At 37.5% G+C, this 22162-nt stretch carries 27 protein-coding genes; 20 read left to right on the top strand and 7 right to left on the bottom strand.

Annotation, left to right across the window (positions count from 1 at the left end):
- Nucleotides 1-55 precede the first annotated feature (55 nt).
- The gene (trmA, locus tag DBO93_RS02340; RefSeq protein ID WP_108454895.1) at nucleotides 56-1150 is read left to right on the top strand and encodes a tRNA (uridine(54)-C5)-methyltransferase TrmA; all 1095 of its coding nucleotides are present in this window, start codon (nucleotides 56-58) and stop codon (nucleotides 1148-1150) included.
- On the opposite strand, the gene fabR is transcribed toward trmA, so the two are convergent.
- Nucleotides 1131-1787, bottom strand: coding sequence for an HTH-type transcriptional repressor FabR (gene fabR / locus DBO93_RS02335; RefSeq protein WP_108454894.1), 657 nt, complete (start codon nucleotides 1785-1787; stop codon nucleotides 1131-1133). The two genes, trmA and fabR, sit on opposite strands and share 20 nt — an antisense overlap.
- A 231-nt stretch (nucleotides 1788-2018) precedes the next feature.
- On the opposite strand from fabR, the gene DBO93_RS02330 reads away from it, so the two are divergent.
- The 3 genes from DBO93_RS02330 (at nucleotide 2019) to DBO93_RS02320 (ending at nucleotide 5219) form a co-directional block, all read left to right on the top strand.
- Nucleotides 2019-3137: a fatty acid desaturase gene (locus DBO93_RS02330; RefSeq protein WP_108454893.1), complete on the top strand. Its 1119-nt coding sequence runs from the start codon at nucleotides 2019-2021 to the stop codon at nucleotides 3135-3137.
- A 69-nt stretch (nucleotides 3138-3206) separates the two neighbouring features.
- On the top strand, nucleotides 3207-4649 hold the full coding sequence (gene sthA / locus DBO93_RS02325; protein ID WP_108454892.1) for a Si-specific NAD(P)(+) transhydrogenase: 1443 nt from the start codon (nucleotides 3207-3209) through the stop codon (nucleotides 4647-4649).
- A 78-nt stretch (nucleotides 4650-4727) separates the two neighbouring features.
- Entirely contained in the window at nucleotides 4728-5219 is a 492-nt protein-coding gene (locus DBO93_RS02320; RefSeq protein WP_108454891.1) for a histidine phosphatase family protein, read from the top strand.
- Between the two features lie 24 nt (nucleotides 5220-5243).
- On the opposite strand, the gene DBO93_RS02315 is transcribed toward DBO93_RS02320, so the two are convergent.
- Together DBO93_RS02315 and hemE are read right to left on the bottom strand one after the other, a co-directional pair.
- On the bottom strand, nucleotides 5244-5714 hold the full coding sequence (locus DBO93_RS02315; RefSeq protein WP_162533703.1) for a hypothetical protein: 471 nt from the start codon (nucleotides 5712-5714) through the stop codon (nucleotides 5244-5246).
- 202 nt (nucleotides 5715-5916) lie between these two features.
- Nucleotides 5917-6984: a uroporphyrinogen decarboxylase gene (hemE, locus tag DBO93_RS02310; RefSeq protein WP_108454889.1), complete on the bottom strand. Its 1068-nt coding sequence runs from the start codon at nucleotides 6982-6984 to the stop codon at nucleotides 5917-5919.
- Nucleotides 6985-7782: 798 nt separating this feature from the next.
- On the opposite strand from hemE, the gene DBO93_RS02305 reads away from it, so the two are divergent.
- A complete protein-coding gene (locus DBO93_RS02305) occupies nucleotides 7783-8142 on the top strand; it encodes a DUF4112 domain-containing protein (RefSeq protein WP_108454888.1) in 360 nt (119 codons plus the stop codon).
- A gap of 164 nt (nucleotides 8143-8306) precedes the next feature.
- On the opposite strand, the gene DBO93_RS02300 is transcribed toward DBO93_RS02305, so the two are convergent.
- Nucleotides 8307-8804, bottom strand: a complete 498-nt coding sequence (locus tag DBO93_RS02300) for a DUF417 family protein (RefSeq protein WP_108454887.1) — start codon at nucleotides 8802-8804, stop codon at nucleotides 8307-8309.
- A gap of 54 nt (nucleotides 8805-8858) precedes the next feature.
- Nucleotides 8859-9116, bottom strand: a complete 258-nt coding sequence (gene grxC / locus DBO93_RS02295) for a glutaredoxin 3 (protein WP_108454886.1) — start codon at nucleotides 9114-9116, stop codon at nucleotides 8859-8861.
- Nucleotides 9117-9257: 141 nt separating this feature from the next.
- On the opposite strand from grxC, the gene DBO93_RS02290 reads away from it, so the two are divergent.
- The gene (locus DBO93_RS02290) at nucleotides 9258-10127 is read left to right on the top strand and encodes an AraC family transcriptional regulator (RefSeq protein ID WP_108454885.1); all 870 of its coding nucleotides are present in this window, start codon (nucleotides 9258-9260) and stop codon (nucleotides 10125-10127) included.
- Between the two features lie 95 nt (nucleotides 10128-10222).
- Here DBO93_RS02290 and DBO93_RS02285 read toward each other — a convergent pair whose 3' ends face one another.
- A complete protein-coding gene (locus DBO93_RS02285) occupies nucleotides 10223-10984 on the bottom strand; it encodes an FKBP-type peptidyl-prolyl cis-trans isomerase (protein ID WP_108454884.1) in 762 nt (253 codons plus the stop codon).
- Between the two features lie 120 nt (nucleotides 10985-11104).
- On the opposite strand from DBO93_RS02285, the gene DBO93_RS02280 reads away from it, so the two are divergent.
- The 9 genes from DBO93_RS02280 to DBO93_RS02245 all read left to right on the top strand — a co-directional run bounded on the left by DBO93_RS02280 (nucleotide 11105) and on the right by DBO93_RS02245 (nucleotide 17100).
- Complete coding sequence (locus DBO93_RS02280) at nucleotides 11105-12103, top strand: hypothetical protein (RefSeq protein ID WP_108454883.1); 999 nt, start codon at nucleotides 11105-11107, stop codon at nucleotides 12101-12103.
- Entirely contained in the window at nucleotides 12100-12321 is a 222-nt protein-coding gene (locus DBO93_RS02275; protein WP_239059081.1) for a SlyX family protein, read from the top strand. The genes DBO93_RS02280 and DBO93_RS02275 overlap by 4 nt, the downstream gene beginning before the upstream one ends.
- 103 nt (nucleotides 12322-12424) lie before the next feature.
- A complete protein-coding gene (locus DBO93_RS02270) occupies nucleotides 12425-12673 on the top strand; it encodes a DUF1272 domain-containing protein (protein WP_108454882.1) in 249 nt (82 codons plus the stop codon).
- A gap of 84 nt (nucleotides 12674-12757) precedes the next feature.
- Nucleotides 12758-12922, top strand: coding sequence for a hypothetical protein (locus DBO93_RS18670; protein ID WP_162533702.1), 165 nt, complete (start codon nucleotides 12758-12760; stop codon nucleotides 12920-12922).
- Nucleotides 12923-13022: 100 nt separating this feature from the next.
- The gene (locus DBO93_RS02265) at nucleotides 13023-13649 is read left to right on the top strand and encodes an isoprenylcysteine carboxylmethyltransferase family protein (RefSeq protein WP_108454881.1); all 627 of its coding nucleotides are present in this window, start codon (nucleotides 13023-13025) and stop codon (nucleotides 13647-13649) included.
- A gap of 472 nt (nucleotides 13650-14121) precedes the next feature.
- Nucleotides 14122-15546, top strand: coding sequence for an ATP-binding protein (locus DBO93_RS02260; RefSeq protein WP_239059080.1), 1425 nt, complete (start codon nucleotides 14122-14124; stop codon nucleotides 15544-15546).
- 9 nt (nucleotides 15547-15555) lie between these two features.
- Nucleotides 15556-16221, top strand: coding sequence for a response regulator (locus tag DBO93_RS02255; protein ID WP_108454879.1), 666 nt, complete (start codon nucleotides 15556-15558; stop codon nucleotides 16219-16221).
- A gap of 107 nt (nucleotides 16222-16328) precedes the next feature.
- Nucleotides 16329-16619, top strand: a complete 291-nt coding sequence (locus tag DBO93_RS02250) for an EF-hand domain-containing protein (protein WP_108454878.1) — start codon at nucleotides 16329-16331, stop codon at nucleotides 16617-16619.
- A 10-nt stretch (nucleotides 16620-16629) separates the two neighbouring features.
- Nucleotides 16630-17100 (top strand): hypothetical protein, encoded by a 471-nt coding sequence (locus tag DBO93_RS02245; RefSeq protein WP_239059079.1) that lies wholly within the window; start codon nucleotides 16630-16632, stop codon nucleotides 17098-17100.
- A 222-nt stretch (nucleotides 17101-17322) separates the two neighbouring features.
- Here DBO93_RS02245 and DBO93_RS02240 read toward each other — a convergent pair whose 3' ends face one another.
- Complete coding sequence (locus tag DBO93_RS02240) at nucleotides 17323-17529, bottom strand: YheV family putative zinc ribbon protein (protein ID WP_108457709.1); 207 nt, start codon at nucleotides 17527-17529, stop codon at nucleotides 17323-17325.
- 118 nt (nucleotides 17530-17647) lie between these two features.
- Between DBO93_RS02240 and DBO93_RS02235 the strand changes: the two genes are divergently transcribed.
- From DBO93_RS02235 to DBO93_RS02215, 5 genes are all read left to right on the top strand, one after another.
- On the top strand, nucleotides 17648-19549 hold the full coding sequence (locus tag DBO93_RS02235) for an ATP-binding cassette domain-containing protein (RefSeq protein ID WP_108454877.1): 1902 nt from the start codon (nucleotides 17648-17650) through the stop codon (nucleotides 19547-19549).
- 83 nt (nucleotides 19550-19632) lie between these two features.
- Nucleotides 19633-20355 (top strand): tetratricopeptide repeat protein, encoded by a 723-nt coding sequence (locus DBO93_RS02230; RefSeq protein ID WP_108454876.1) that lies wholly within the window; start codon nucleotides 19633-19635, stop codon nucleotides 20353-20355.
- Nucleotides 20356-20652: 297 nt separating this feature from the next.
- Nucleotides 20653-20784, top strand: coding sequence for a DUF3149 domain-containing protein (locus DBO93_RS02225; RefSeq protein ID WP_108454875.1), 132 nt, complete (start codon nucleotides 20653-20655; stop codon nucleotides 20782-20784).
- A 129-nt stretch (nucleotides 20785-20913) separates the two neighbouring features.
- The gene (locus DBO93_RS02220) at nucleotides 20914-21885 is read left to right on the top strand and encodes a hydrolase (RefSeq protein WP_108454874.1); all 972 of its coding nucleotides are present in this window, start codon (nucleotides 20914-20916) and stop codon (nucleotides 21883-21885) included.
- Nucleotides 21882-22127, top strand: coding sequence for a YheU family protein (locus tag DBO93_RS02215; protein WP_108454873.1), 246 nt, complete (start codon nucleotides 21882-21884; stop codon nucleotides 22125-22127). Before DBO93_RS02220 ends, DBO93_RS02215 begins: the two co-directional genes overlap by 4 nt.
- Nucleotides 22128-22162: the final 35 nt, after the last annotated feature.

Below are 22162 nucleotides of genomic sequence, written 5' to 3'. Positions count from 1 at the left end.
CGCTAGAATCTTCGCCTCATCAATTAGCGATGGCCACTTTCAACAAGGTATTTCAATGTTTAGTCATATTCATCCCGATAATTATCAACAACAGCTTGACGAAAAAGAGCAAAGTATTTCAAGCACTTTTGCTCAATTTGACTTACCAACATTTGAAATATTTCCTTCTCCAACCTTAAACTACCGTCAACGTGCTGAGTTCCGTGTTTGGCATGATGGTGATGACCTTTACTACATCATGTTTAATAGTGAGACGAAAGAAAAATACAAAGTAGAAGATTTTCCTGTTGCCAGTACGTTGATCAACCAATTTATGACCGCATTGTTGGCCGACATAAAAAATAAAGACATTTTGCGCCAACGGTTATTCCAAGTTGATTTCCTATCAACTCTCAGTGGCGAAGTATTAATTAGTTTGCTTTATCACAAACAATTAGACGAGCAGTGGATTGAACAAGCACAACAATTAAAGTTACGTTTATCTGCCATAGCGCCCGTTGATATTATTGGCCGAGCGCGTAAACAAAAAGTTGTGCTCGACAAAGATTTTGTCATGGAAACATTATCTGTAAACGGTGAGCAGTTTCATTATCAACAAGTTGAGAATAGCTTTACGCAACCCAATGCTAAGGTAAATGAAGCTATGTTACTGTGGGCGCAACAAGCCACTAACAACACCGGCGGTGACTTAATAGAACTTTATTGTGGTAACGGTAATTTCAGTATTGCCTTAGCACAAAACTTTGATCGCGTACTAGGTACAGAAATATCAAAAACATCCGTTAAGTCTGCGCAAATAAACATAGCAGCGAATAAATTAGACAATGTTGATATTGTGAGAATGGCAAGTGAAGACTTTAGTCAGGCCATGAATGGCGAACGAGTGTTTCGTCGTTTAGAAGGTTTTGATTTGACCAGCTATAACTATCAAACCGTTTTGGTTGATCCACCACGAGCTGGCCTTGATCCTGACAGTGTAGAGCTAGTTTCTCGTTTTGAGCGCATTATATATATATCATGCAACCCAGAAACATTACGTGATAACTTAGTTGAATTAGTTAAAACTCATAAAATTGAGCACTTCGCTTTATTTGATCAATTTCCATATACCCATCATGTAGAAACAGGTGTTATTTTGTCACGCCTTTAGTTCTGCCGCGGCGTAATTCAATACGGTTTTCATTGCGAACACTAAACTCGAAAGCACCACGGGCAATAAATCTTAATTGTTTAATTGTTCGTTGTGCTAACGCCACCAGATCTTTTTTATCACAATCTAAGGCATCTGATCCGGCACTAAACACAATGGTCACAGCTGCATTGGCTTGCAAATAAGCGATTTCAGCATCTAGTTTATTCGCTTGTTGTAAGTAATCACACAACTCTAAAGTAAAATAGCGAATTTCACGATTAACCGCGGCACGAAATGCCGGTGAAGTACCTGAACGTTCACGTAATAATAAACGGAAAATATTGCCGTTACTTTCAATAAACTCCATGAAAGTGCGGACAGAAATTTGAATAACTGAACCACCTTTTTCAATACGTTGTCGGGCTTGTCGCATTAATTGGCGTAAAGTTAAACCCGCTTCATCAACTAAAGTTAAACCTAACTCGTCCATATCAGAAAAGTGACGATAAAAAGAGGTTGGCGCTAAGCCCGCTTCTTTGGCTACTTCACGTAAACTTAAACTAGAAAAGCTACGCTCACTGCTCAGTTGCCCTAAAGCTGCATCAATTAATTGACGACGCGTTTTCTCTTTTTGAAGTGCTCTAATACCACTCATCGCCAATATACCTGTTTTTTATTTCATGATAAAACTAGGCTGATATGATACTGAAAATCGTTAACAATACTAGTTAATTGATACTAATCGCATTGTAATGCTCAAAATAATAATGGTTAATTTCACGAATAATTCATCATCAGCACTTGACTCAACATTGAGTAAAGATAGAATAGCGTACATGTGTACACCGAAATGTTTTTTGGTGCTTAAGCCCTAGATGGATAATTAATGAAAAAACCACCTATTATTTGGTTAAATGTATTTGTATTTAGCATTACCTTTTTATTCGCTGCAATCGCAGTGCCTTACCGTGCATTTACTCATGGCTTTGATGCGACTGAAATCACCGCAGCTATTATCTGCTTCATATACTGTGGTATGTCAATTACGGCGGGTTATCACCGTCTTTGGTCTCATAGAACTTATCAAGCGCATTGGTCTTTAAGGCTCGTTTACGCTCTAGGTGGTGCATTCGCCTTACAAAATAGTGCTTTGCATTGGTCTTCAGACCATCGTATTCACCACAAGCATGTTGATAAAAATCATGTTGACCCTTATTCGGCAAAAATGGGTTTTTGGCACTCACACATAGGTTGGATGCTAAGAGATCATCAACCTGCTAAATATAATGACTACAACAACGTTCGCGATTTACAAAAAGACGCTATTGTTGTTTGGCAGCATAAACATTATTTATTACTGACCATATTAATGAACTTTGGCGTACCTATTTTATTCGGTTTATGGCACGGCGATATGATCAACAGCCTGCTGTTACTTGGATTTTTACGCTTGGTACTAAGTCATCACACCACGTTCTTTATTAATTCATTGGCACATATCTGGGGCAAGCAAACCTACACAGATAAAAATACGGCACGCGACAACGGTGTTTTAGCTTTCTTCACTTTTGGCGAAGGCTACCATAACTATCACCATATTTTTGAAAACGACTACCGTAATGGTATTCGTTGGTGGCATTTTGACCCGACAAAATGGTTAATTAAAGGTTGCGAACATTTAAAGCTGACCTCGAAGTTACGTGTAACACCTGAAGTTAAAATAGAAAAAGCGCGCTTATCTATGATCTTATTACGTAGTCAGCAAAAACTAGCAGCTCATCCTGACGCCGAGCAATTATTAGAAAGATTACAGCATGAATACGATGAACTTATCCATAAAATCAATGAGTTCTATGCGGTTCGCAAAGCGTTAATTGCCACTAAGCGTGACCAATTAATTGCTGATGTTGAGAACTCAGATGTAATGGCGCAATATCAAGAAATTAAGCGTCGATTAGCTGAACAACAACGTAGCTGGCAAAATATGGTAGAAAAACTCGCATAAAAACAGTTACGTTACATTTAATTCCTGCTAAAATTTTTACCATTGAAGCAGGAATTAAAGGGTTAACCGTTGAGTAAACAAGCAAAAGCCGAAACTAAGAAAGCAAAAAGTGCTAAAAAAAGCTACGATTTTGATGCCATTATAATAGGCACAGGGCCTGGTGGTGAAGGCGCAGCAATGAACTTAGCCAAGCAAGATAAGCGAGTTGCTATTATTGAACGCTATCATCATGTTGGCGGTGGCTGTACTCATTGGGGCACTATTCCATCAAAAGCCTTACGCCAATCCGTTAGTCGGTTAATCGAATATAACTCAAATCCTCTGTTTAATGCTGGGCAAAATGCCAAAGAATTAACCTTTCAAGATATTTTAGGTCACGCATCTGCAGTTATTCGCAAGCAAGTAAATTTGCGCAGCGGCTTTTATAATCGCAACCAAGTTGAGCACTATATCGGCGAAGCCTCATTTGTTGATGCTAATACCATTCAAGTTTTACGCGCAGATGGCACAATTGACACCATAACAGCGAAACAAGTTGTTATTGCAACTGGCTCACGCCCATATCAACCTGACGATGTCGACTTTTCTCACCCTAGGGTTTATGACTCCGACAGCATATTGTCATTAGAACATTCTCCACGCCAAATTATTATCTACGGTGCAGGTGTTATTGGTAGTGAATACGCCTGTATTTTTCGCGGTTTAGGGGTCAAGGTAGATTTGATCAATACCCGTGATCGTTTGTTATCATTTTTAGATGATGAAATGTCAGACTCGTTAAGTTATCACCTATGGAACAACGGCGTTGTTATTCGCCACGGTGAGCAGATTGAACGCGTAGAAACCAACGAAGACTGCGTTATTGTACATTTAGAGTCTGGCAAGAAAATGCGCGCAGATTGCTTATTATTTGCCAATGGACGTACCGGTAACACGGCCGACTTAAAACTCGAAAATGCGGGTTTAAAAGCTGATGGACGTGGACAATTAAAAGTAAGCGACTCATATCAAACAGACGTTGAAGGCATTTTTGCCGTAGGTGATGTTATTGGTTACCCAAGTTTGGCTAGTGCTGCATTCGACCAAGGTAGAATTTGTGCAAGTGCCATGCTTGACGGTGAAAGTAAAGCCAAGCTGACTGATGATATTCCTACCGGTATTTATACCATTCCAGAAATCAGCTCTGTTGGTAAAACTGAACAAGAATTAACAGAAGCTAAAATTCCGTATGAAGTTGGTCGTGCGCAATTTAAACATTTAGCCCGAGCACAAATATCGAATAATTTAGTTGGTTCATTAAAAATTCTTTTTCACCGTGAAACCAAAGAAATTTTAGGCATTCATTGTTTTGGTGAAAATGCGGCTGAAATTATTCATATCGGCCAAGCGATAATGCAACAAACTAATGGTGGCAATACCATTGAATACTTTGTTGAAACAACATTCAACTATCCAACAATGGCTGAAGCTTTCAGGGTAGCGGCATTAAACGGATTAAATCGATTATTTTAAACAAATAAAAAAGGGCAAAGTTATTAATAACTTTGCCCTTTTTACATTGTGTATTTTAAAAATCAGCATGGAAATAAAATGAAATATTGTTTACTGGCAGCCCTGTTTTTTGTTGTTGTACCAACATTCGCAGAAGATAGTTTTAGCATTTATTTAGTTCGCCATGCTGAAAAGCAAGCCGTAAAAGAAGATCCTAAATTAACGCCTTGTGGAAAACGAAGAGCCAAGCAAATTGCTAGTATTCTCGAACATACGAAAATAAAACGCGTTTACAGCACAGCCTACCAACGTACCATGGCGACAGCCGCCCCTTTTGCTAAACAACAAAAGCTAGCAATAAAACAGTATTCTCCCGCAAAACTAACGCAGTTTGCACAGCAATTACTAAATCAAAAAGAAAATGTTTTAGTTGTGGGTCACAGTAACACCACACCACAATTATCGGCATTACTGAGTGAGTTAGACGTGCCGAATATTACTGAGAAAGAATACCGCAACATATATCAAGTTCAGGTGAGCAACAGTGGTAAAACGTTAACACTGCTAACTCAGCCATTAACTTGTCGTTAGTTTATTGTTATAAACCGCCTTGTGCTACATATCGGCGTCATTCACTTTGTTACCAGGGCTGATAAGTTCGATTTCAGATATAGTAAAAGGTGTACCCCACTGTTGAATGGTCATCACATTTTTAACTTTACCTTTAATACGCACAATAGCACCGTTTTGGGCAAATTCTTTCGCCATATTCATCGGTAATATCTTCTGACCTGAGTCAGTAATAATGCCGTAAAAGCCACCTTCTAAGTTTAAAAACTGTACACGTCCACGTTGCCAGCCGCTTAAATCGTCTTTTAGGTTTTGTTTTACATCTTCCATTTTTTCGCCTTTTAATTTTGGCGTAGCAACGAGTTTAGTTGCTGCTTGCTCTGGAGAACTTTCTTGCTCTTGAGTCATTACTTCTTTTGCTCCTTTATCGGTTTCGTTATCGGTCGAACTACTACCGCAGGCGCTAAGTGATAAAGTGATCAGTAATGTGGATAATAATTTTTTGTTGTTAGTCATACTAGTGTCCATTCAATGTCTGTTTCTGCTTCAAGCATACCTTAATCTACAAGTAATATATAGATTACCGAATACTTACTAAATATAGAAAAATATCAATTACATCAATATCTCAGGTATAAAAAAAGGAGCTTTAAGCTCCTTTTGATTAGTTATTCGCATATAAAACACCAATAACCTTTAGATTTAATACCAACACTACTTATAAGTGATAAGGCTTACTTAAACGATGTACCGACTCAATAAAGTGGCCAGCATGATCTGGGTTAACATCAGGGTGTATACCGTGACCTAAATTAAATACATGCCCAGTACCACCTTCACCAAATCCTGATAGTATTTTTGAAACTTCTTGTTCAATGCGAGGCAACGGTGCATATAACATCGATGGATCCATGTTACCTTGCAAGGCAACTTTATCACCTACACGTGCTTTAGCATTTTCAATATCAATGGTCCAATCAAGACCTACAGCATCACAACCTGTTGCGGCAATATCTTCTAACCACATACCACCATTTTTAGTGAACAAGGTTACTGGTACTTTACGACCATCATTATGACGAGTTAAGCCATCAACAATCTTCGCCATATACTGCAAAGAAAAATCTTTATAATCTCTTGGAGACAAAACACCACCCCAAGTATCAAATACCATTACTGATTGTGCACCAGCAGCTATTTGAGCGTTTAAATATAAGATTACTGAGTCAGCTAACTTATCCAATAACATGTGTAAAACTTGTGGCTCTGCAAACATCATTTTTTTGATTTTAGTAAAGGCTTTTGAACTACCCCCTTCAATCATATAAGTGGCCAATGTCCATGGACTACCCGAAAAGCCAATAAGTGGAACATCGCCATTTAGTGTTTTCTTAATAGTACGAACAGCATTCATGACATATTGCAATTCGCCTTCTGGATCTGGAATACCAATTTTTTCAACGTCTGCTTTACATGTTATTGGACGCTCAAATTTAGGACCTTCACCGGTTTCAAAATACAGACCTAAACCCATAGCATCAGGAATAGTTAAAATGTCGCTAAATAAAATGGCTGCATCAAGTGGGAAACGGCGTAATGGCTGAATAGTAACTTCACAAGCTAAGTCAGCATCACGACAGACTGACATAAAGTCACCAGCACCTTTGCGCACTTCACGATATTCAGGTAAATAACGACCCGCTTGGCGCATCATCCAAACAGGTGTGTAGTCAACAGGTTGGCGCAAAAGCGCACGTAAATACGTATCGTTCTTTAATTCAGTCATCAAAAATCTTCTCCGCTATAATATGCGCGCATTCTAACACTTCAAATTTTATTGATCTATGTTACAAATCAAATCTAATGGTGTTCGCGACCTGGATATTGAAATATTTTTTCGAATTACGCGTTATTTAATACAAAAAAGTAAAATACTACGACAAAACTTTAATCAGGTACCCTCGTCAGCACCTCAAAATTGCAAATAGAATATGTTCAATAAAACAGCAATTTCATTCATCAAAACGCTATAACTAAAAAATAATTTATTTTTTTTAAATTAAATTATTTATCCTCATCCACCAAGGCCATAAGGAATGGGCAATTGCCCATCAAAACAACATATGTGGTATACCAGTTTTCGTGTTATTACTGACTTTTTACCAATGTAATAAAAATCACCTTAGAACTTGATAAAGCACACTTTTATACAATTTGTCACATACTTTACAAAATGTTGATAGAGTAATAATTGATCTTTTTTATTCATCAAATTTTTTAACTATAAAAACATAAAGCCAAGGTGATTTTTGGGACCCTATAATACGAAAAACTTCGTGGAATATATGCTCTATTAAAGTTGTTGCACCAATAAAAGGCGTTTGCTATAAATGTCCCGCGCTAAAGAAAAACAATAATAAAAATAAAGAAATAAATAAAAAGAAGCTAGTTTACTAGACCACACAGCGAGCATTTCAAGCCTTACTTCGGTAAGGCTTTTTTATTGCCTGAAATTTGAAAATATCGATACAACGGTCATAATTTATTTTAAAAGTTTTATATTTAAACCTAGGATAAAGGAAAAATGGACGACTTAGATCAAGCACCTAAAGCATTATTAAAAGCACAGAAGTTAGCTAATTTAGCTGACGCTAAAATTCGTATCCCATTATTGGGTATTCGATTAGGCTTAGACTTTATTATTGGCCTTATTCCTGTAGTGGGCGACCTTATAATGACTGGCTTATCGCTCAGCATTGTTGGTTTGGCAAAATCTATGCAAGTACCAAGAACGCTTAGAATGAAAATGCTATGGAATATTGCGCTAGATTTTTTGTTAGGTGTTATTCCTTTTGTTGGTGACATTGCCGATTTGTTTTATAAATCTAACCTGAAAAATGTACGTATTATGGAAGAGTGGTGGTTAAGCCAGCAGTCTCAATAAATTTAATCAGAAGTATTGATTGGCGCTTATTAACAGCTCATCACGATAGCATTAACTAATATTACTGATTAGCGTAGAAAGAATCCTCTTAACAACGACATGCCGCCATACGATGAATTAATTTTGAATGAATATAGCCAATAGCTATATTCATTCTATCTGATTTATTTCGCTTTTAATGCTTTGCCTAATAGGGTAATTGAAGCCGCTAAAAGTACAATATCCTTCACCAAAAATTGACCTGGAACTACATTAAGCGCTGGAAATCCACCTAGCGTGGCCTCCCAAACTGGCGCAGTTAATAATAGGCTAGAGGTAACAGCAAAAGTAACGATTGCACCTAAACTACCAATAATTCCAATGAGTCTATTTACTGGTGTAAGGGTTATGGCAATAGCGGTGGCTATTTCGAACGTTCCTATAAAGTTAGCGGCACCTTGTAAACTAAAAATATTGTAAAGCCAAGATGTTAAAGGACTTGATGAAATAAGGCCTTCGATTGCACCGGCTTCATATGCAGAAAACTTCATCGCGCCAATCCACACTAAAATAAGCGCGATTGAAAGCCTTAAGGCAATGTCGCCAAAAGTACTTATATTCTGGGTTAATGCTAGATCATTGAATTTTCTTTCGCGGTCAACGGATAATGTAGTGTTTGGCATGGTTTTTTCCTTTAAAAATTGTAACGTAGACAAGGTATATTGTTGATTATGTCGTTATTTTTTAGCAATTAAGTGCTTTAATTGGCCGCTGCTTAATGCTTCATGAAAGTCATCACCGCCACCTATATGCTGATCATTAATAAAAATTTGTGGCACTGTTCGGCGCGAACTACGTTCATGCATTTCTTTAGTCAGCTTCTCACTGTGGGTAATTTCGTATTCTTCAAATGCTAACCCTAAGCTAACAAGTGTTGCCTTTGCTTTTTTACAATATGGACAGTAGCTTTTACTATATATTTCTATCTTCGCCATGATCATTCTCTCTTGTTTAGGTTAATTGATATTGATGTAGCTATTATGAAAGAATTAAAAAACTCAACAACGTTAGAAAGTCTTTACTTTTTACACTGATCGTCTATATTTTCAATACGATCAATAACCAATTAAATAAGCATGGAAATTCTAAGCGATATTCTCACGTCTTTACGTGTCAGTGGCAGTGTATATTTTTGCAGCCATGTAGAACCCCCATGGATAAAAGAGTTTGTAGATAAAAAAACGGCTTGTTTTCATCTTGTAAGGCGTGGCGCTTGCTGGTTGAAAATAGGTGATAGAGTTGAGCAGTTGTTTACCGGTGATTTAATATTTTTAGGTCCGGGTGTTGACCATATACTGACAAGCGAGCCTCCTGAGAATCAAATGGCGATCAGTGGCGAGTCTACCCTACTACTTTGTGGCAGTTGCTCGTTTGTGCACGATACATTATCTCCGTTAGGTAGCATGTTTGAGCAGGTAGCAATCGTTCGCGAGGGTGAGCTAAATAAACATGCTTGGTTAAAAAGCACCTTTGATCAGCTTAGTTCGGAGTATATGGCACAAAACATTGGTAATGAAATTATAGTCAATAAGTTAACAGAAGTTGTATTGGTAGAATTAATCAGAATTAATTTTGGACGCCAGCAGCAACATTCTTTTTTACAGGCATTAAAAGATAAACGTATTGGTAAAGCGCTTGAATACATTCATGAGTCGCCTGAAAAACCCTGGACAATTGATAGTTTAGCGTCTGCTATTGGCATGTCTAGAGCGGCGTTCGCGAAAAAGTTCACGTTACTAGTCGGACAAACTGTTTTTACTTATTTATCGAATTTACGTATTCAAAAAGCGAAAGAAATGATTTTGACGACATCGCTTTTTATTAACGACATTGCGTTAAATGTTGGTTACGAGTCAGAACGTGCTTTTACAAAAACGTTTAGTAAGTATGAAGGAGTAACCCCTAAACAATTCCGTAAGAATAATAAAAATCTAACAGAGAGTTGATAACATACGTTATAAAATACTACATTTAATAAAAATTATTGATAAAAAAACCAACCTTAAAGGTTGGTTTTTGTTATTTAACAACAGGTAAGTTATTACTTTTTATCGCCAACTTGTGCCGCAGCTTCAGGTTTTTGAATTTCTAATAATTCAATATCAAATTGCAATACAGAATGACCCGGAATGCGAGGTGGATTACCATTAGGGCCGTAAGCTAGGTCTGAAGGGATAGTAAATTTAAATTTAGAACCCACTGACATTAACTGAACACCTTCGGTCCAACCTGAAATTACACGATTAAGTGGAAATACTGCTGGCTCACCACGATCGTATGAACTATCAAAAGTTTCACCATTAAGGAATGTACCTTTATAGTGAACTTTAACTGTATCAGTAGCAGCAGGTTTTTCACCGTCTGCGGCTGTAATTACTTCATATTGAATACCAGATTCAGTAACTTGAACACCTTCTTTTTTAGCATTTTCTGCTAAGAAAGCCTGACCTTCAGCTAAACTTGCTTCAGAGCTCACTGAGGCTTGCTCTTGTTGCTTAGCTTTCATAGCTTGGTCTAAGTTCATCAACAATGCTTGAATGTCTTCTTTCTCTATTTGAGACTTGCCATCCATGCTGTCAGTAAAACCACGAATAATAAGTGACTTATCTAAAGTTAAGCCCAATTTATCGTGCTCTTCTAAATTGCGCTCCATGTACATGCCAATTGAAGCACCTAAGCCATAGGCTTGTTTTTGTATTTCTGTATCAAGCGCAGCGGCTTGCTCTTCTTGCTTAGCAGGTTCTTGACAACCCATTACTGATAATAAGGCAATAGCGACTAATGTCGGTTTAAAAAACTTCATTTACATCTCCGTTTTACTACTTAGCCAGAAATTCGGGCTAAGTCATTTAAATATGTGTGAATTGTTAAACAATGCGGCTTATACTAACGATAAATGCCCTAAGAAAAAAGTATTAATATTTTGCTGAACTGTAACTTAACAATTCTAAAAGCCAAGCTTCTGTTTTTATTAGCTTTGCTTTCTGCTTGCCAGCCGGTAGGGCAAGAGCCCGCACAAAGATGGCAGCATGCGGTAGAGGGAGCTTACGCGGCTAATATATCGAATGACGCTAAATTTAGTGTTGTTTCGTCAATACATCATGGTATTAGCTTATGGGATTTAGAAAATAATGCGCTTAAATATAATTGGTCTCAACAACAAAATAGTGCAGACAATTTAGTATTAGTAACTGATATTGCCGATAATAACAGCCATGCAATCACCGCTAATCGCCATGATTTTTCACTTTGGAATATAGAAAATGGCTTATCAGAAGGCTTTTGGTCAATAACCGAGTCTACGATACGTGATGTGGCTGTATCAAATAATGGCGATTACTTATTGGTTGGTCAAAGCAATGGTAAAGTTGTGCACATTACTATTGCTAACGGTCGACGTTTAGAATTTTTAGGCCACCAAGAAAAAATTAATGCGATAGATATGTTACCCAATGGCCGAATTGCACTTTCTGGCTCTAACGATTTTGTTGCTTATGTATGGGATACGGTATCAGGACAAGTAATATATCGCTTTAATCACCCTAGCCGAGTCACTATGGTGGCGCTTGATCCTAAAGGTCGCTTTGCCTTTACCGCTGACAGTAAAAAATCGGCCAATATCTGGGATTTAAAAACAGGAGAATTAATTACCAAACTAAAATACTTTAACCGACAAGAAATTTTTAGTGCCGTGCAATTTTCTCCTGACGGTACTAAGTTGTTAACAGGAGCTCCATCTCGAAAGGTGAGTATATGGGATATTGCAACGGGCGAACGCCTAACTAGCTGGCGAGTTTTACCGCGCGAAGATATTAGACCCGCAGGCGCTGTTGTGTATAGTGTCGCTTTTAGAGATAATAACCAGGTAATCACCGAAAGCTCTTCTGGATATGCCGAATTATGGCAGGTAAATAAACAGTGAAATCAGTTATAGAATTAAACCAAGCAATTGAAACCCTTGAAACTCGCAATGCATTTCAAGATGATATTATCGATCAACTAAACCATGAAATTACCATTCATCAAAACCAACTTGCCGAGCTTAAGCATCAAGTTTCTCTGCTCGCTAATCGCATTAAAGAGAATGCACCGGAGCAAGATGGTAAAGAAGAAATAGAGCCACCACCACCTCACTATTAACAATGTAGGTTAATGGTTTGTAGTGATATTTAAAGGTGTATTATAAAAATTAGATTGCCTAACACATCTCATATTGAGACCGATTTACTTTAAAGACGCTACTATGTTAATTTTAAAGCCCAATTGTGAATGTTGTGATAAAGACTTACCGCCTTCGACTGAAGACGCGTTCATTTGTACTTTTGAATGTACCTTTTGTGCTAGCTGCACTGAGAATGTTTTAAGCTTTATTTGCCCCAATTGTTCAGGTAATTTAGTCAAGCGCCCTATTCGACCAATTGAGGCATTAAAACAATATCCAGCTTCTAAAGAAAGGGTATTGAAGGCACATGGTTGTGCTAGCAAAAAATAATACGGCAAACCGTGACAAGCAATTTTATTTGCTCACACCAACTATTTAGTACGTATAATATTTTAGGTTTACAAGGAGTACACTATGACTGTTTTATTTATTTTAAATATTCTTAGCATTTTTATTTGTTATGCCGTTGCCAAATATAAAGGCGCTAAAGCTAACTTATGGGCAATATTGGGCGCTATTTTGGGGCCATTAGCAATACCGTTTGTTTTCTTTTCAAAACCTGTAGTAAAGTCTTATTAAAAAAATTTACTCCCATAATTTTTCTCGAATAAGCCTAAATCTAGTGACTTAATAAACGCTAGATTATTTTTCTTACATAAATGAATATTGATCAATACATATGATATCTCTTGATAACACTTCTTCAATAATAGAGTTTACGCGCTTATACTTGGCTGTTTTTTATTCCGCTGTTGCACTTTTTTATACTGTTAGAATTATAACGGCACAAAAAAGCACTAACACAGGACTAGTGTTTCCCGGCGAACGCTTTTGCTCGCATTGGTGGAACCACATGACATTTCGACTCTTCAGAGTGTCAATTTGGATGGTTTGTGTAGTTAGGTTATTTTTTCCTGCGCTTGATGAATACCTAGGTTTAATAACGACTTTCGATAATGCCCTTGTTCTTATACTGGGCAATATACTGTTAACCTTTGGCTTTTTAATGACGATAATCATCCACTTTAGTATGAAGCAAAAGTGGCGCTCTGGTGTCGACCCAAAAGGCCCTGATGGGTTAATTACTGATGGCTTTTTTAAGTACTCTCGTAACCCAATTTTTGTCAGTGTGGCATTATCACAATTAGGATTTTTTCTAGCATTACCGTCTTTATTTACTTTAGTGTGCCTTATTATTGGTTTGTATACTTTGTTCAAACAGGCCACTGTTGAAGAACAACATTTAGCAGAAATTTTTCCCAGTAATTATAAAACATATCAAGCTAACGTTCGCCGATGGTTATAGGGATAGTTTATATTACATGCCGTTATCACTCTTTTTAGATAGCGGTAATTACAGCTCTGACAATTAATTCTCATGTACCTCTGAGCTAATATTTTTAACTTTCAAACTTAAACCAAATTACTCCATTAGCCATTTATTTTACTACTGACTATAAACAATAAGTTGTGTCATTTGTTCATGGCTTTAGTCTTTATATGTAAATTATAGTAATCAAAATAATTTAAAAAGTGCATATTTTTTGCACATTGTTTTGATATGTTATCCCTACTTATATATTAGAACTTTGACTCAGTCCCATTGATTTTAAGCTTTTTACATTTTCTAATGTGCTTAATTTAATTCTCTTTAGTCGAAATAAAACCGAGCTTTTAACAAATTTTAAGATTATAAATGTACTATGAAAATTCAAAATAAACTCTTTCTCTTTCTCTTTAGCTTTAGCTTGGTATTAGTTACCGTTTTGGTTTCGCTAATGCAGTGGAGCATTGATAAAGGCATGGTTGAATATGTTATTTCGAAAGAAGTAGAAACATTACAACCGGTTCTAACTCAACTAGCTGATGAATATAAAGTTGAAAATAATTGGCGCTCCATTACCGGAGAACATCGCAGGTTTCATCAATTAATTTCTCAACAACTTGCAGACAGTGACTTTGACGTCGAAAAAAATCACCGACCTGCTAAAGGCGACAGAAAGCCATTTAATAAACCTCGTTTTCAACCGAGCTCGCCTGAGAAAAGGCCTCCTCCTCGACATAATAATTTTGATGATTTACCTCCTCGACCACCCAAAGGTGAAGCGCATTATGCATTGCTAGCTGCTGATGAAACGGTCATTGTCGGCATGTACCTGCCAACTTTAGAGTATAAAAAAGTCGCTATCGAAGTTGATGGTCGCGTGGTAGGTTTTTTTGCTATTTCAAAACGTAATCAACTCACACAAGGTTATGAAGTTGAATTTATTGAGCAACAACAAGAATATTTATGGCTAATTGCCTTTTTGGTTATGAGCCTTGTTGCGCTGGTTACCTTTCCTATTGCTCGACATATTGTTGAACCGATTAAGCTCATTACTCGTGGTATGCATAAACTTACCCAAGGCGATTATCAACAATCAATTCAGTTAAACAGAAAAGATGAACTCAATGAATTAAGTCGAGATTACAATGAATTAGCATTAACACTCGCTAAAAATGAAAGTGCAAGAAAACGCTGGTTAGGCAATATATCGCATGAATTACGTACACCTGTCGCTATATTACGTGGCGAGTTAGAGGCCATGCTCGACAACGTTAGACCCTTAACCCATAGTAATATTGCTTCTGCTAATGACGAAGTAAAACATTTACAGTGTTTAATTGATGATTTAAATCAACTAACCAATACTGACATCGGCGGTATGGGTTATCGCAAACAACATGAAGATTTAATGCAATTAATTCAGCACGAGGCAGCTAAGTACCGTGGCTATTTATCAGATGCCAAAATTGCACTTGTGCTTGAATTAAATACTAAAGAAGTTAATATTTATGCTGACAAAACTAGGCTCTATCAATTATTTGAAAATATTATTAATAATTGTATTAAATACTCGAAAGCAAGTGAACTTAGCGTTTCGGCCACGGTTAATAAATTAGAAGAAAATTCAGCAGGAAATAACAAAGGCACTGTTACCATAAAGTTTGAAGATAATGGCATTGGTGTTGATGAACAGCATCTTGTACATTTATTTGAATATTTATATCGCGTAGAAGATTCGAGAAATCGAGAAACAGGTGGCTTTGGCTTAGGCTTATCTATTTGTCAGCATATTGTTATCGCTCACCAAGGAGAAATTAGTGCTGAAAAGTCTGTTTCAGGCGGTTTAGCGGTTATCATTACCTTACCTTTAGCTTAGAGAAACCCTATGCCAGATTCGATATTAATCGTAGAAGATGAAGTTAAACTTGCTAATTTACTGGCAGATTATTTTGCACTTACTGAATATAGTCCGCACTTAATTCATCATGGTGATGACGTTATTGATTGGGTTAAAAAAAATCAACCGAAAGCTATATTGCTTGATATTATGCTCCCAGGTAAAAATGGTATAGATTTGTGCAAAGAAATCAGGCAGTTTTCAAATGTCCCTATTTTGATGGTGACCGCTAAGGTAGAAGAAATAGACCGTTTGCTCGGTTTAGAGTTAGGCGCTGATGACTATATTTGCAAACCCTTTAGCCCGCGTGAAGTCGTTGCAAGAGTGAAAGCGGTACTTAGACGAACACAAACACTTGATAATACTTCCGATATGCTGATACTCGATGAGCATCGGCTTACCGTGGCTTTTCATCATCACGAAGTATCGCTTACCTCTGTTGAGTTTCAACTGTTAAAACCTTTAGCAGGCAAACCCGAGCGTATTTTTACCCGAGATCAACTCATGCAAAATATGTATTCAGATGATCGTATCGTCAATAATCGCACCATTGATAGCCACATAAAAAAATTACGTAAAAAACTCAGTGACATTAGTAATGGCAAAGACTGGATACAATCAGTTTACGGTACAGGTTATCGTTTAGTGCTTTAGTGCTTGAGTTACAAAATTTAACTGACTTTTCTTTTTATTTGCACATTTTTTGCATTTTCTGTTGATAACCTTATATCCGAATTTAGGATAAGGATTAACAACATATTATGTATATGCAATCAAAAACCGTATTAGCCACGGCGTTACTATTCGTTATATTTAGTCAAACTCCGGCACAAGCACAAGAACAAAGCCGAGGCCGACCAGGACCTCCACCCGCTTTTTCATCAATAGATATTAATGGCGATGGTGAAGTCGACTTTGACGAATTTTCTCAACAAGATTTGCCAAGTGGAGATCATCAAACCATTTTTGATGAAATAGACAGCGATAGTAACAGTGTTATTAGTAAAACAGAGTTTAAAAACCACCGCCCACCTGCTAAACAAAAGCGCTAAGGAAAATAAATTGATTAATACAACTAATTTGGGCAGTTCAATGCCGCCGCCGCCTGCTAGAACAGAGCAAAGTTTAACAGCAGATCAGCAGTCGTTAATCTCTGAGACCTTATCTGAATTTGATACTGAAAATCTTAGTCAAGAAGATGCTTTGAGTATTATAGAAACATTTTCACAAGCTAATATTCAACCGGGTGCTGCACTTGAAAAAGCATTATCTAGCGCTGGTTTTGACGCCAAAAGCATAGGTGAACTCGCCAATGTTTCTGAAGGTAGTAGACCACCTCCACCACCGCCGCCAAAACAAAGCACAGAAGAAATTACTTCAATGGTGGATTACCTATCTGAGTTACTAGAAGAAACTCTAGCAGCTAATAATGGCAATAGTCTGAGTGATGAAGACAAACAGTCGATATTAGCGAAAGTTTTTGAAAAATTTGATCTTGAAGAAAGTGACTCTATTATTAATACCAGTGCGTAAAGTATTAATAACTATGCAAAAGTTAACCTATTTAGTGCTTAGGTTAACTTTTATATTTTGAGTGTTAACGCTTTTCAAATGCCGTAATTTATTCCCGTCACTTTTAATGTCACCCTACTAATCATTCCATAACTTTTGCACATTGACAGAACAACGCTTTTTATCTAATAACGCTGATATTATCAAGCCTAGCTAAAAGTATCGTTAACAATGCAAAAAAAGTTACTCTTGTTTAAAAATACCAATAACTTGCTCATTCGGTCTTACTTCTTGCACTACATGCTCTTCGGGTTGCGACATTTGGTGCCCACAACTTACACAGGTTACGGTTTCAACTCCATGCTCCTTAATTAGTCCCATGGTGTCCATTTCTTTACATTTTGGACAGGTTGCTCCGGCTATAAATCGTTTTTTCACTTTTTCACTCAATTTTATTAAATATTTAATTAGATTTAGCAAGATATCTGCTCAGTGCTTCTATTTTACCTTGAACAACCCCCTAAGGAAAAGCGACAATAGCAACCTGCATTAAAATGAGACACGATAAATGATCATAGCTACAGATTTAAGTTTAGCCCGAGGCGCAAAATACCTCATAAAATCATCAAGTTTTACTATACATCCAAATCATAAGGTTGGGCTTGTTGGGGCGAACGGCTGTGGAAAATCTTCTTTATTCGCGAGCTTATTAGGTGCACTTCCTGCTGATATGGGTAACCTTTCTATGCCAACAAGCTGGAAAATTGCTACCGTTAAGCAAGAAACGCCAGCGCTCGATAGATCGGCTTTAGATTATGTTATGGATGGAGATATTGAATTCCGACAATTAGAAGCCAAATTAGACCAAGCACGCGCTGACGATAACGGGACTCTTGAAGCGACTATTATCAACCAAATTGACACCGTTAATGGCTACAGTTTACCCGCACGAGCAGGCGAGTTATTACACGGTTTAGGTTTTGTACAAGAACAACTAGCAAACCCAGTAAAATCATTTTCTGGTGGTTGGAGAATGCGCTTAAACTTAGCCCAAGCTTTGATAAGTCGTGCTGATTTATTATTACTGGATGAGCCCACCAACCATTTAGATTTAGACGCAGTTATTTGGCTACAACGCTGGCTGAAAAGGTTCACCGGCACCCTAGTACTCATTTCGCATGACCGTGATTTTCTTGATGATGTTATTGGCCAAATTCTCCATATTGAACACCAAACTGCAAAACTTTATTCTGGTAACTACAGCGCATTTGAACGTCAACGTGCGGAGCATTTAGCCCAGCAAGACGCTCAGTATCAAAAGCAACAAAAAGAGGTAGCGCATTTAACCTCTTTTGTTGACCGCTTTCGCGCAAAAGCCAGTAAAGCAAAACAAGCACAAAGCCGATTAAAACGTTTACAAAAATTACCTGACTTAGCGCCAGCCCATGTTGATAGCCAATTTACATTCAGCTTTGAACAACCAGATACCCTGCCTTATCCATTATTGGCATTAACCGAAAGCCAATGTGGTTATAGCGATGAAGCTATTATTTTGGAAAATGTAGGTATGACTTTAGTGCCTGGCAGTCGCATTGGTTTACTGGGTCGCAATGGTGCAGGTAAATCAACCTTAATTAAATCACTTGCTGGTGATTTAGCATTACTTCAAGGTGAACGTTATTGCGCGCAAGATCTTCGTGTGGGCTATTTTTCTCAGCACCAGCTTGAACAGTTGCATTTACCTAGTAGTGCGATTGAACATATAACGCGAGCAAAGCCGGATATTACCGAGTTACAAGCGAGATCATTTTTAGGCCGTTTTGGCTTTAGTGGCGACCAAGCTTTAGATAAAGTTGGCACCATGTCAGGTGGCGAAAAAGCGCGTTTGGTCTTAGCCCTTATTGTCTTAGAAAAGCCACAATTGTTGCTATTAGATGAGCCGACAAACCACCTGGATTTAGAAATGCGCCAAGCATTGGTGTTAGCTCTGCAAGACTTTGACGGTGCAATTATTCTTATTGCTCATGACAGATACTTATTAGAGTCTTGTGTAGATGAGTTTTATATCGTTGCTAACGGCCAGGTAACAGAGTTTGACGGTGATATTGATGATTACCAACAATGGCTCAACGATGATAAAAAGCAAACAGTCAAAGCGAATAAAGTAATTACTGAGCCACAAGTAGATAAAAAACAGCAACGTAAAGAGCAAGCGGAGCTACGTAAAAAAGCATCACCTCTGCGTAAACAGGCTGATAAGTTTGAAAAGCTGGTACAAAAATACCAAAACGAATTAACTGAGGTTGAAGCACAATTGGCCGATAGTGAGATATACCAAGCTGAGAACAAAACAAAGCTAACACAATTATTGAAACGCCAAGCAACACTGACCCAAGATTTAGAAACAAATGAAATGCAGTGGCTTGACCTTGAAGAACAAATAGAAGAGATAATGTCACAAGCATTATAGATTTATTGCTACACTTAATAGATCGCAGCAAAAATTTTGTCACTGCGTTCAATCGCGACAACACCACAATATAGGACATTATTATGAAAAAATTGACCTTACTAGCAATCAGTTTTGCCCTTTTTACACAAAGCTCTGCCTTTAGTGCTGATTTAGATTTAGGCATATACGAGCTAAACCGTGGTGAGTTTAAAGCCGCGATTGCAGAGTTTGAGCCATTAGTTGCTGAAGAATATGCTCCTGCGCAATATCAAATGGCGTTAATTTATTTAAACGGTTACGGGGTAATTAAAAACCCAACGAAGGCGTTGGAGCTTCTTCATCAGGCCGCTTCACAAAATTACTCAGAAGCCTTGTTCGATCTTTCGTTGCTTTATAGTGAAGGAGAGGTCGTTAAAAAGGATTTAAACTCTGCTTATGCATTAATGGAAAAAGCCGCAAATAAAGACTTACCCCGAGCGCAATTTAATTTAGGGGTGATGCTTTATAACGGAAGTGGTGTTCAACGCGATTACCTGCAAGCATCTCGTTGGTATCAAAAAGCGGCGGATCAAAACTATGCCTTAGCACAATTTAACCTTGCCTTGATGTACTTTGAAGGTAAAGGCGTCGCTAAGAGTACTAGAATGTCTTATATCTGGAATATTATTGCGGCTAAAAATGCTTATCGTATGGCTGAAAAAAGTCGCGATATGGACGAACATAAATTAACCGTTGATGAGATAAAAGAGAGTCGTGAAAAAGCCGATGCTATTTATCGTAAAATAATCCAACAACGAGAATTAAAATTAAGACAAAAATCTTAACGATTATTTCTTAATATAAGCATATCCCCAAAGCAGTTAACCAACATAAACCCGCTTATTATCCTAGCGGGTTTATTTTTATCTTCAATTTTCAATAGTTCGGCTTTACTCCACTGAGTTACAACATAATTAGTTAGTCTGATAAACGTAAGCATGTGCTATTTATTAGCTGCTACTATCCCGCCTCACTTTCATTAATACAAAAAGTGGCAATGATCATGATCCAAATCAATAAGCATTATTTAAGTGTTATTTATAATAGTGGCCATACCTACTTAAATACTTTTGGAGTTTGTGATGAATTTTGTCGATATGCTATTAAACGATCCCGTGGTCATCATGTCATTTATTGGTTTAGCTACTGTAATAGGCATTTGTAGTTTTTACGTTTATTACTTTTTAAAACATATCAGTGAAGATACGCCTTAGAGATGTTTCACAAATGTCATAATGAAAACTTAAGTGGTCACGCTCATTGTTCACTTATCGCCAAACGGTGGGCATGAGCAAAAATTTAACGTACAATAAATTTTTTGTATAACTCGCTATTACCGCATTATGTTTACCAAAAGCTCTTTCAGCCCAGCTTGGTGGCTAAAAAACGCCCATTTACAAACCATTGCCGCTAAGTTTTTTAGACGTGGCCACTCCATAGATACAACCAATGAAACGTTAGAGTTACCCGATGGTGATTTTGTAGATTTAGCCTGGACAGAACAGGTTAACTCAGCATGTACTCGTCCAATTATCGCCGTATTACATGGACTTGAAGGCTCAAAGAACAGCCACTACGCAAAAGGGATGTTAAGCGCGATTAAAGCACAAGGTTGGGTAGGTGTGTTAATGCACTTTAGAGGCTGTAGCGGTCGACCAAACCGTATGCCTCAGTCTTACCATAGCGGCCAAACTTGTGATGTTGACTACTTTAGCCAATACCTTGCCAGTAAATACCCTGATGCAAAAAAAGCGATTGTTGGCTTTTCATTAGGCGGGAATGTACTGACTAAATACTTAGCTCAGCAAAAACAAAATATCTATCAAGCTGCATGTGTCATTTGCGCCCCACTTGACCTATCAAGTTGTAGTAACCGAATTAACCGTGGTTTTTCTCGTGTTTATCAAAAGTACTTAGTGGATATGCTTAGAGCCAGTACAGTTGAAAAAATACAGGCTAACTTATTACATAATATAAACACAACTCAGCTAAATAATGTGCGTTCAATTCGAGAATTTGATCAAATGGTTACTGCGCCAATAAACGGTTTTATTGATGCGAATGACTATTATAAGCAAGCTAGCGGCAGGGATGTGTTGCAACAGATAACTACACCTTGTTTAATTATTCATGCAACCGACGACCCATTTTTATGTCATGTAAATACCACTGCGATTACTTCGTTGCCTAAACAAATGACATTTGAAGTCAGCGCTAAAGGTGGTCATGTAGGTTTCATCAGTGGTAATAATCCGTTCAAGCCAAGATATTGGTTAGAGCAACGTATACCTGAGTTTTTTACGAGATATTTATGATCATCCCACTAGAACAATTGTCAGAAGAAACATTAAGCGCCATTATCGAAAATTTTGTCCTCCGTGAAGGCACAGAATATGGCAGTGAAGATGTATCACTTAGTGAAAAAATAGCCCAAGTTCATCAGCAATTAAAGCAAGGTACAGCATTATTGGTGTACTCTGAACTTCATGAAACGGTTAATATTCTCCCGAAAGATCAATTTATTGAAGACAGCGAAGAAAGCACAGAAGAATCATAAAGGCACTTTATTTTTGGCATTAAAAAAGGCACTAA

Origin of the sequence: Colwellia sp. Arc7-D (assembly GCF_003061515.1) — a bacterium.
In the GTDB taxonomy this organism is placed as follows: domain Bacteria; phylum Pseudomonadota; class Gammaproteobacteria; order Enterobacterales; family Alteromonadaceae; genus Cognaticolwellia.
This window is presented reverse-complemented; position numbering and strand designations above follow the sequence as displayed.